The sequence below is a fragment of the Burkholderia sp. Ac-20379 genome, assembly GCF_017104645.1.
Classification (GTDB): domain Bacteria; phylum Pseudomonadota; class Gammaproteobacteria; order Burkholderiales; family Burkholderiaceae; genus Burkholderia.
Map to the genome: position 1 here is coordinate 1 of NZ_JAAGPF010000295.1, position 9,245 is coordinate 9,245.

Consider the following 9,245-nt stretch of genomic DNA (forward strand, 5'->3'; position numbering starts at 1 on the left):
TCGCGAGCGCGCTGCTCGCGTTCACGATGGCGATCGAGGAGTTCGGGATTCCGTCGGCGCTCGGCGCGCGCGCGAACTTCAGCCTGCTCGTCACGTCGATCGAGGCGCGTTTCTCCGACTGGCCGATCGACCTGCCCGGCGCGGCCGTGCTGTCGGCGCTGCTGGCAGTCACGGCGATGGCGGCGTTCGTTGCGCAGCGCCGCCTGCTCGCGGGCCGCGATTTCGACACGCAAACGGGCAAGCCGGTGGCCGTCGAACCGGCCGAAGCGGGCCGCTGGCGCGCGCCGATTGTGGCGCTGTTCGCGCTCGTGGCGCTCGGCACCACGGTCGCGCCGATCGCCACCATCGTCGCCACCGCGTTCCTGCGCACGCTGTCGGGCGGCCTCAGCGTCGCCAACCTGACGCTCGCGCATTTCACCGCGATCACCTCGGCCGGCGACGGCGCGGGCGCGCTGACCACCAGCCTCGCGCTGGCGGCCGGCACCGCGCTGCTCACCGGCGTGCTCGGCTTCCTCGCGGCGTGGGTGGTGGTCAAGACGCGCACGCCGGGCCGCGCCGCGCTCGACGGGCTGACGCTGCTGCCGCACGCGATGCCCGGCATCGTGATCGGCGTGGGCCTGATCCTCGCCTGGAACCTGCCGTTCTGGCCGGTCACGCCGTACAACACGTGGGTGATCCTGCTGCTGTCGTATGCGTGCCTGCTGCTGCCCTACCCGGTGCGTTACGCGAGCGCCGCGCTGCGGCAGATCGGCGGCAGCCTCGAAGCGGCCGCGCGCGTGCATGGCGCGACGCAGGCTCGCGTGCTGCTGCGCATCGTGCTGCCGCTCGTCGCGCCGCCGCTGGCCGCCTCGATGATGATCGTGTTCGCGGTGGCCTCGCGCGAGCTGGTGACGTCGCTGCTGCTCGCGCCGAGCGGCGTGCAGACGGCCTCGGTGTTCATCTGGCAGCAGTTCGAGCAAGGCTCGATCGGCGACGGCATGGCGATGGGCACGCTGATGCTCGCGATCAGCGGCGTGCTGCTGGGGCTCGCGTCGCGCTGGACGCGCAAGCTCGATACGCTGCATTGAGCGATGGCGGCTCGGCCGCGCCGTGCGGAACAAGGCGAACCGGTTTCGGCCGGTTCGTTTTTTTTCGCCGCATCGTTCCGGATACCGAATGAAAAACCGCGCCGGACGATGTCTCGTCGCGGCGCGGCAATCGGCGTCGTGCCGGGTTCGAAGCTTATTGGCCGCTGCAGAACGACGGCTGATATTGATAGACCCAGGCGGTCTTGGTCGAGCTCGGCGACTGCACCCAGTTCGTCATGCCCTGGATCGTGTTGAAGATCAGTTGCGAGCGCGACGTGACCTTGTCGGTGAACACGCCGTCGTCGTTCACATCGACCTCGAACGAGATCTCGGCCAGCGCCGGCGTGCTCGAACCGTTCGCGTACCACACCGTCATCGTGAAATCAGCGTCTTCCTGGCCGAGATCGCTGGTCGGGCCGTCGAACGTCAGCTCGTGGATCGACAGGCCGCTGACGGGCACCAGCGCCGTGCTGGCGATGCCGTCGAACGTCTTGGTGGTGGGAAACAGATCCTTGATGTCGCTGACCTTGTTGATGTTCTTCGAGCTGGACAGCGGCTCGCTGGTCGAGTGCGAGAAGGTTTCCTTGGCCGGCGGCGTGATGTCGTCTTCCAGCTTGGTGGTGGCCTTCGACGAGCTGCCGGTCACGTCGGTGTTGGCCGACGTGCTTTGATTGGCGGAACCGAACTTCAGCTCGATGTCGAGGGTGCCGCTCTCGTTGCGCTTGCGCATCGAATAGCCGGCCGTGCGCACGGCGCAGCTGTTCGCCGTGTCGAAATACTGCACGGTGCGATCGTGGTGCGCGGAAAACGACTTCTTGACGGTGCTGTCGAAGCCGTTGGCGGCCAGCGAAGCCTTGAGGTCGGTGAGGAAGCGGTTCGCCGTATCGGCCGGCGCGCTTTGAAACGCAACCGGGTTCAGCAGAACCTTGTATTCGCGGCTGCCGACGCTCGGCGTGCCGGCATGGGCGAACTGGGACGCGGCAAACAACGCCAGCGCCGCCGCATGATGCAATCTGATCTTTGTCATTTAGGTGCTCATGAGTGGATGGATACAACGCTTCGCCATGCGGCGAAGCCCCACTAAATTAGCAATCCGAAATGACGCGGCAGTGAAGCGGAGATGTCGGTTGATCGCGCGGTGCGCGCGCGATCTCACGGCATGCACGCATGGCTCGCGACGCTTGCGCGCCGCGACAAGTCAGGCGCTGACGAACGGCTCCCGCACACCGGGCGCGGTGGCCGCCATCGCCGGGCGCGCCGCCCAAGGTTCGAGCCATGCGCCGAGCGCGGCGCGCGTGTCGCGCCATTGGCGGCCATAGCGGAAATCCACGTAATCGAGCGCCACGGCCACCGCGATCTGCGTGCCCGAGGGCACGCCGCCCGGATCGGGCTGCAGTTCGCCGAGCCGCGCGGCCAGCACGTCGAGCGCGCGCTCGATGCGCGCCTCGAGCCTGGCGAGATAGGCCGGCTCCTGGCGCGGCAGATCGCGCACCGATTCCACGCGGCGCGCGAGCACCGCTTCCATCAGGCCGTCGGCAAGGCCCAGCATCGACAGCGCGGCCGCGTCGCCGGTGCGTACCAGCGGTGCTTGCGCGTGCAACGAATCGAGGTGGATCAGGATCGCCATGCTGTCGTACAGCCCGGCGGTATCCGACAGCACCAGCGCCGGAATCTGCCAGAGCGGATTGAACGGCCCAAGCGCCTCGGGCGCCTTCATGTCGACGAATACCTCGCGCACCGCGAGATGGCGCTCGCACGCGGCCACCACCACCTTGCGGCCGAACGGCGAGGTGGCATCGGTCATGATCTTCAGCATCGTGTCGTTCTCGTGGAAAAGGGTCATGCCGCGCCGGCTTCGAGCGCGACGCGGCGGATCGCGTCGACGGCGTCGTGACGCCGGGCCCACGGCACGAACACGTGATCGTGGTAATAGCCCGACATCACGTTGGCGCTGATGCCGTCGTGCGCGAGCGCGGTGGCGATGGTCGCGATGAAGCCGACCGCTTCGAGCGACGAATGGATCTGCAGCGTGATCTTCGCCCATTCGCCAAGGTGATCGAGCCCGCCGCGGCGAGCGCTGTCGAGCGGCAGGATCAGCGTGCGCCCTTCGCGCTCGTCGAACGTGCAGATGCAGTCGGCCGGGGTGCTGTGCGCGCCGCGCGCGTCGCGCGTCACGGTGCAGAACGTGTAGATCTCGTCGTCGAGCGCCGGATCGATGCCGGTCAGCAGTTGTTGCAGGTCGGTCTGGCCGACGCGGGGGGCAGGCATGTCCAGGGCTCCAGGTGGCGCTTGTCAAGGCGGCCCGACATGATGCATCGAAATGCGAAGCGCTGCCGAACGCAACGACGTTGCGGCGGCGTTGCGGCGCGGCGCACGCCGTGTCATGCTCGCCGCCGCAACGATGCCGTCCGCATCGCACCGATCATTCCGGGGTACCCATCCATGAGCAGGTTCGAATCGAAAGCGCTGGCCGCGCTGCTGGCCGCCGGCTGCGCCGCCCCGGCGGCAATGGCGGTGGAGCCCGTCATGACCTACCGCGTCGACGCCGGCACCACGGCCACGCTCACGCGCCTCGACGACACCCATATCCGCGTGCGGATCTCGCCCGGCAACGTCACGCAGACGCTCGTGCTCGACGGCGACCTCGGCGACGGCGAAGGAAAATTCGAATATGCGCTCGGCGATTACAACTTCGACGGCCATCGCGACGTGGCCGTCACGCTCACGCAGGGCATGGTCAACGACGCGTACCAGGTCTATCTGTACGATCCGGCCGCGCGCCGCTTCACGCGGTTGCGCGCGCCGTCGGGCAAGGCGCGGCAAGGCAGTTGCGGCGATTTGACGAATCTCGAGGCGAAGCCGGCCGAGCGCACGCTCTACAGCTCGTGCCGCAGCGGCCCGGTGTGGTACAGCGACGCCTATCGCTATCGCGCCGACGGCACGCTGTATCTCTATCAGAGCAGCCAGGATCTGCCGATGGGCCTGCAGACGTCGATCGTGGAAGGCCCGGCGGCGGACGGCGGCCCGGCCTCGGTGCTGCTGACCTACGACGCGCTCGGCAAGGTGATCGGCAGCCGGCCCCAGGCGTATGGCGGCGGCGCGGTCGGCCTCAAGGTGGCCGTGCCGAAGCTGCCGCTGCACGACAGCCCGCGCGACGGGCCGACCCGCCGCTACGTGGTGCAGGACGACACGCTCGACCTGATCGGCGCCAGCGCCGACGCCGCCTGGCTGCAGGTGCGCTTCCACAACCCGCGCGCGGGCCGCATCGAAGGCTGGATCAAGAGCGACGACGCGATTCCGGCCGATCAGAAATAACGCATCAACGCTCGGCCCCCTGGCGCGCCGCCGCCACCCGATACGGCGTGGGCCGCCCGGCCGCCTGCCACAGCGCGATGGCGTGCGCCACGCGCGCGTCGACCTCGTCGAGCGAGGCCGGCTGGCAATCGCCGTTGAGCAGATAGCCGTGCCAGACGCCATGGGCGTCGCGCACCGACAGCGGCAGGATCGCCGAACCGCGCATCAGCGGGCTGACCGCGTCGTGCAGATCGCGGAAATGCGGCCGCGTCGTGTCGATCACGGTGACTTCGCCGTTCTCGAGATCGCGGCAGATTGCGTCCACATCCACCGGATCCGCGTAGAAATCGATTTTCATGGCCCACCCGGATACACGAGGAAGTTATCCAGTGTAGGCGCTGAATCGCGTCAGGCAAGCCCGACGCGATCCGGGAGCGCGATCAGTGGCCGCCGTGCGCCGGGTTGCCGTGATCGTCGGTATCGAAGGTTTGCGACTGGAACGCGAGGAACACGGCGAGCCAGGTGCCGTCCGGATAGCGCAGCATCAGGCAGCCATCCTGGTAAACACCGTTGTCCTTGCGATAGGAACCCGAATTGCCCTGGTTCATGTGGATGTCGTGGATGCCCTGGCCCGGCACGAACTTGAAATACTGGTCCGGCTTGGTTTCCGGGCCCCACTTCGAGCCGAACGCGAACACTTCCGAGCCGGCCTGCTCCATCGCCTTGACCACCGCGCTTTCGAGACGATCCTTCAGATCGTTGTTCTGGCCCGGTGCGTCGGGCGGCACCGGCACCATCGCCGAGGTGTCCACCAGCCCGCTGCGCACGAAATCGATCGCGAGGCCGTCCGGCTTGCTGGCGAGCTTCGTGAAGCCGGTGGCGGCGGCGGTCAGTTGCGAGGTCAACGTGTCGGGCAGCACGGCGCGCGATTCGAACAGCACGGTGGACGGCGCGTGCGGCGCCGACGATCTCACGTTCACGGCGATACGAAACACTTCGTCGCCGGCATGCACGAGGATCTGGTAGTGATCGTCGTCTGCATCGCGAAGATGTCCGGCAACGGTGCCTTTGAGCAAGCCATAGTTCAGTGACATGGGGGATCCTGTCGTCAGTGGGTGAACGGATTCTGCCGCCTGCGACTGACAGTTTTGCGACACGCGAGTTGCAGGTTTCGTCATGCTTGCGCGCGCATCGATTCGCCTGGCTTCGCGAATCGGTAAGCACTACCGCGCATCGAATAAATATCGGAAATTTTCGGCATTACACATCGATCTGCGCGCGCGGCAACGTTCTCATCCGCACACTTGACTGCGATGCTTGCAATCGGCTTCACATTCCTGCCAAAAACGAAGCCTACAGTCGGCAGCGGATTCAGGCCCTGTCCTCGCAACGTGGAACCGTCCGGCCGGCGCGTTCCCTCCGTTTCCATCGCTGTCCCTGGGATCACAACAACAATGGCTCGCCTTTCGATCACCGGCACTTCATGGCTCGGCGCCGCGCTGCTGTGCGCGACGCTGCTCGCCGCCTGCGGCGGCAACGACGATGCGCCGCACACCGCGCCGTCCAGCGGCGCGGGCGCGGCTGCCTGCTCGACCCGCCACTGCGCACCGGCTCCCTGAGCCGCCCCACCTTCACCCGGAAGCCTTCCGCATGACATTCAGTTCTTCGAAACGCCGGTTCCTGAAAACCTCGCTCGGCAGCGCCGCGGCCGCCGCCACGCTGTCCGCGTTTCCGCCGGCGATCCGGCGCGCGCTCGCGATCGACGCGAACAACGTCACCGGCACGCTCAACGACGTCCAGCACGTCGTGCTGCTGATGCTCGAAAACCGCTCGTTCGACAGCTATTTCGGCACGTTCCGCGGCGTGCGCGGCTACGGCGACCGCTTCGCGATTCCGTCGCCGAACGCGGCGAACATCTTCCACCAGAGCTATACGAAATCGAGCGTGACCAGCCTGCTCGCGCCGTATCACCTCGACGAGACGCAGGGCAACGCGCTGCGCGCGGGCAGCACGCCGCACACCTGGAACGATGCGCAGGCGGCCTGGGACAACGGCCGCATGTCGGCCTGGCCGACCGCGAAAACGCCGCTCTCGCTCGGCTACTACGAAACGCCCGAAGTGCCGTTCCACCGCGCGCTGGCCGACGCGTTCACGCTGTGCGATTCGTATCACTGCGGCATGCACACCGGCACCATCGCGAACCGCCTGTTCTACTGGAGCGGCACCAACGGCCCGAACGGCAAGAGCCCGGCCGACGGCAGCAACGTGGGCGTGGCGGCGCTGAACAACGAGTTCAACGGCGGCAACGACATCGGCCCGTCCACCTCGGGCTGGACCTGGACCACCTACGCCGATCGCCTGCAGTCGGCCGGCGTGAGCTGGAAGGTCTATCAGAGCCTGGTCGACAATTTCGGCTGCAACGAGATGATGGGATTTCGCCACTGGCGCGCCGCGATCGAGCAGATGCCGGCCGCGCGCCGCCCGGTGTATGTCTCGACCGTGGACATCAACCAGTCGGTGACGGCGGCCGGCCCGTTCTACGATCCGGCCATCGACGACGCGCTGAGCCCGCTCGCCAAGGGCTTCGGCAACACCATGCCGCAAGGCTTCCTCGAAACGTTCCGCGACGATATCCAGAACGGCACGCTGCCGGCCGTCTCGTGGATCATTCCGCCGTCGTACTACAGCGAGCACCCGGGGCCGTCGAGCCCGACGCAGGGCGGCTGGTACGTGCAGGAAGTGCTCGACGCGCTGACCGCGAACCCGGACGTGTGGAGCAAGACGGTGCTGCTCGTGAACTACGACGAGAACGACGGCTTCTTCGATCACCTGCCGCCGCCGAGCGCGCCGTCGCACAACGCCGACGGCACGCTGGCCGGCGGCAGCACGCTGGCCGATGCGGACATGGCGCCGGAATATCACAACTTCACGCCGGCCACCAGCAATCAGCCCGCGATCGACGGCCGCCCGTACGGGCCGGGGCCGCGCGTGCCGATGTGGGTGATCTCGCCGTGGAGCCGCGGCGGCTTCGTCAATTCGCAGGTGTTCGATCACACCTCGACGCTGATGTTTCTCGAGAAGCGCTTCGGCGTGGCCGAGCCGCAGATCAGCGCGTATCGCCGCGCGATCTGCGGCGACCTCAGCTCGTGCTTCAACTTCGTGTCGCCGAACGACGGCACGCTGCCCACGCTGTCGGGCCGCACCACCAAGGTGAGCGCGGATTCGCTGGCCGCGTCGCAGGCCGCCGCCAGCGCGATCCCGGTGCCGGCCGCCACCGCCACCTCGGCGCTGCCCGCGCAGGCCACCGGCACACGGCCGTCGCGTGCGCTGCCCTACGAGCTGCACACCACGGCGCATCCGGCCGCCGCCGGCATCACGCTCGAATTCGCGAACGCCAGCAGCAACGCCACGGGCGCGGTGTTCCATGTGTACGACCGGCTGCATCTCGATCGCGTGCCGCGCCGCTACGCGGTGCAGGCCGGCAAATCGCTGAGCGGCGTGTGGGTGCCCGATGCGGCCGACAACGGCAGCTACGACCTCTGGGTGCTCGGGCCGAACGGCTATCACCGCGAATACGTCGGCAACCTCGGCGAACTGGGCGCGGGCGTCAATCCGGAAATTCAGGTCTGCTATCAGCCCTGCGATACGTCGAGCGTGATCGTCAAGCTGTTCAACCGCGGCAGCCAGCCCGTCACCTTCACGGTGGCCGCGAACGCCTACCGCGGCGATGGCCCGTGGACGCTGAACGTGGCCGCCAACGCCTCGGGCGAACTGAGCTGGGCCGTGGCGAGCAGCGGCAACTGGTACGACTTCACGGTCAGCAGCAGCACGTCCACGACGTTCCGCCGCCGCTTCGCGGGGCGCATCGAAACCGGCAAGGATTCGGTCTCCGATCCGGCGATGGGCAGCGCCGGCTGAACCTTGCGTGCATCGACGAGGCGGGCCGGCAACACATCGCCGGCCCGCCTCGTTTCATTACGTCATCCTGCTTATTTGCCGTCGAGCAGGGCCGCGCCCTGCATCGCCTCGCCGAGCCGGTCGTCCGGATTGCGCAGCGGGCAGTCGCGCATCGACAGGCACCCGCAGCCGATGCAGCCGCCCAGTTGATCGCGCAGTTTGGTCAACTGATCGATCCGCTCGCTCAATTCGTCGCGCCACGCGGTGGAGAGCCGCCGCCAGTCGCGCACCGTCAGCTTGCGCCCGGCCGGCAACGCATCGAGCGCCGATTTGATCGCCGCGAGCGGCATGCCGGCGCGCTGCGCGATCCGCACGATCGCGATGCGGCGCAGCACGTCGCGCGCATAGCGGCGCTGGTTGCCTTCGCTGCGCCAGCCGTGAATCAATCCCTTCGCTTCGTAGAAATGAATCGTCGCAACGCTCACGCCGCTGCGGCGCGCCACGTCGCCCACCGACAGCGGCTGCTTGACGTCGATACTCATGCTCGCCCCTTGACCTCAACTAAACATGAGGTTTTATAAACGATGCCGTTGGCCGGAGCAAGCACGCTTGCCGGCCTCGATCGAACCAGCAACGGGAGAACCCATGGGTAAGCGGGAAGAATTTGCAGCGGCAACGGCAGCGGCGGCGCCTTCAGCGCACGCCGCCCAATCGGCCGGCACCGGCTGGGGCGCGCTGTGCTCGGGCGCGAACGGCCTGCGCTCGCTCGCGCTGGCGGGCGGCGTGGCGCTGCATGCGATGAGCGTCTATGTGGTGGCCACCGTGCTGCCGAGCGTGGTGCGCGACATCGGCGGGCTCGATCTGTATTCGTGGAGCACCACGATCTTCATCGTCGCGTCGATCGCCGGCTCGGCGCTCGCGGCCGGCCTGCTGAAGCGGCTGGGGCCGCGCCGCGCCTATGCGCTGTCGGCGCTGGCGTTCGCCGCG

At 67.7% G+C, this 9,245-nt stretch carries 10 protein-coding genes and 1 pseudogene; 5 read left to right on the top strand and 6 right to left on the bottom strand.

From position 1 onward, the window contains the following. Positions 1–1,067, top strand: a 1,067-nt coding sequence (locus G3N92_RS26565; RefSeq protein WP_206130565.1) for an ABC transporter permease subunit, incomplete at its 5' end; no start/stop codon positions are given. A gap of 154 nt (positions 1,068–1,221) precedes the next feature. Here the strand turns inward: G3N92_RS26565 and G3N92_RS26570 are convergent. The 3 genes from G3N92_RS26570 to G3N92_RS26580 form a co-directional block, all read right to left on the bottom strand. Beyond that, complete coding sequence (locus G3N92_RS26570; protein WP_206130566.1) at positions 1,222–2,094, bottom strand: hypothetical protein; 873 nt, start codon at positions 2,092–2,094, stop codon at positions 1,222–1,224. 171 nt (positions 2,095–2,265) lie between these two features. Then, a complete protein-coding gene (locus G3N92_RS26575; protein ID WP_206130567.1) occupies positions 2,266–2,910 on the bottom strand; it encodes a glutathione S-transferase C-terminal domain-containing protein in 645 nt (214 codons plus the stop codon). Beyond that, entirely contained in the window at positions 2,907–3,335 is a 429-nt protein-coding gene (locus G3N92_RS26580; RefSeq protein WP_206130568.1) for an ACT domain-containing protein, read from the bottom strand. The genes G3N92_RS26575 and G3N92_RS26580 overlap by 4 nt, the downstream gene beginning before the upstream one ends. A 174-nt stretch (positions 3,336–3,509) precedes the next feature. Here G3N92_RS26580 and G3N92_RS26585 point away from each other — a divergent pair, with 174 nt between their 5' ends. Further along, positions 3,510–4,382 (top strand): hypothetical protein, encoded by an 873-nt coding sequence (locus G3N92_RS26585; protein ID WP_206130569.1) that lies wholly within the window; start codon positions 3,510–3,512, stop codon positions 4,380–4,382. Positions 4,383–4,386: 4 nt separating this feature from the next. Here the strand turns inward: G3N92_RS26585 and G3N92_RS26590 are convergent, their stop codons facing one another. Further along, a complete protein-coding gene (locus tag G3N92_RS26590) occupies positions 4,387–4,719 on the bottom strand; it encodes a hypothetical protein (protein ID WP_206130570.1) in 333 nt (110 codons plus the stop codon). Between the two features lie 82 nt (positions 4,720–4,801). Further along, the gene (locus tag G3N92_RS26595) at positions 4,802–5,455 is read right to left on the bottom strand and encodes a YukJ family protein (RefSeq protein WP_206130571.1); all 654 of its coding nucleotides are present in this window, start codon (positions 5,453–5,455) and stop codon (positions 4,802–4,804) included. A 360-nt stretch (positions 5,456–5,815) separates the two neighbouring features. On the opposite strand from G3N92_RS26595, the gene G3N92_RS26600 reads away from it, so the two are divergent. Beyond that, positions 5,816–5,980: a hypothetical protein gene (locus G3N92_RS26600; protein WP_206130572.1), complete on the top strand. Its 165-nt coding sequence runs from the start codon at positions 5,816–5,818 to the stop codon at positions 5,978–5,980. 31 nt (positions 5,981–6,011) lie between these two features. After that, positions 6,012–8,279, top strand: coding sequence for a phospholipase C, phosphocholine-specific (locus G3N92_RS26605; RefSeq protein WP_206130573.1), 2,268 nt, complete (start codon positions 6,012–6,014; stop codon positions 8,277–8,279). Between the two features lie 71 nt (positions 8,280–8,350). Here G3N92_RS26605 and soxR read toward each other — a convergent pair whose 3' ends face one another. Continuing rightward, on the bottom strand, positions 8,351–8,800 hold the full coding sequence (gene soxR, locus G3N92_RS26610) for a redox-sensitive transcriptional activator SoxR (RefSeq protein ID WP_206130574.1): 450 nt from the start codon (positions 8,798–8,800) through the stop codon (positions 8,351–8,353). A 103-nt stretch (positions 8,801–8,903) separates the two neighbouring features. Here soxR and G3N92_RS26615 point away from each other — a divergent pair. Then, positions 8,904–9,245, top strand: a pseudogene (locus tag G3N92_RS26615) (MFS transporter); the annotation flags it as partial.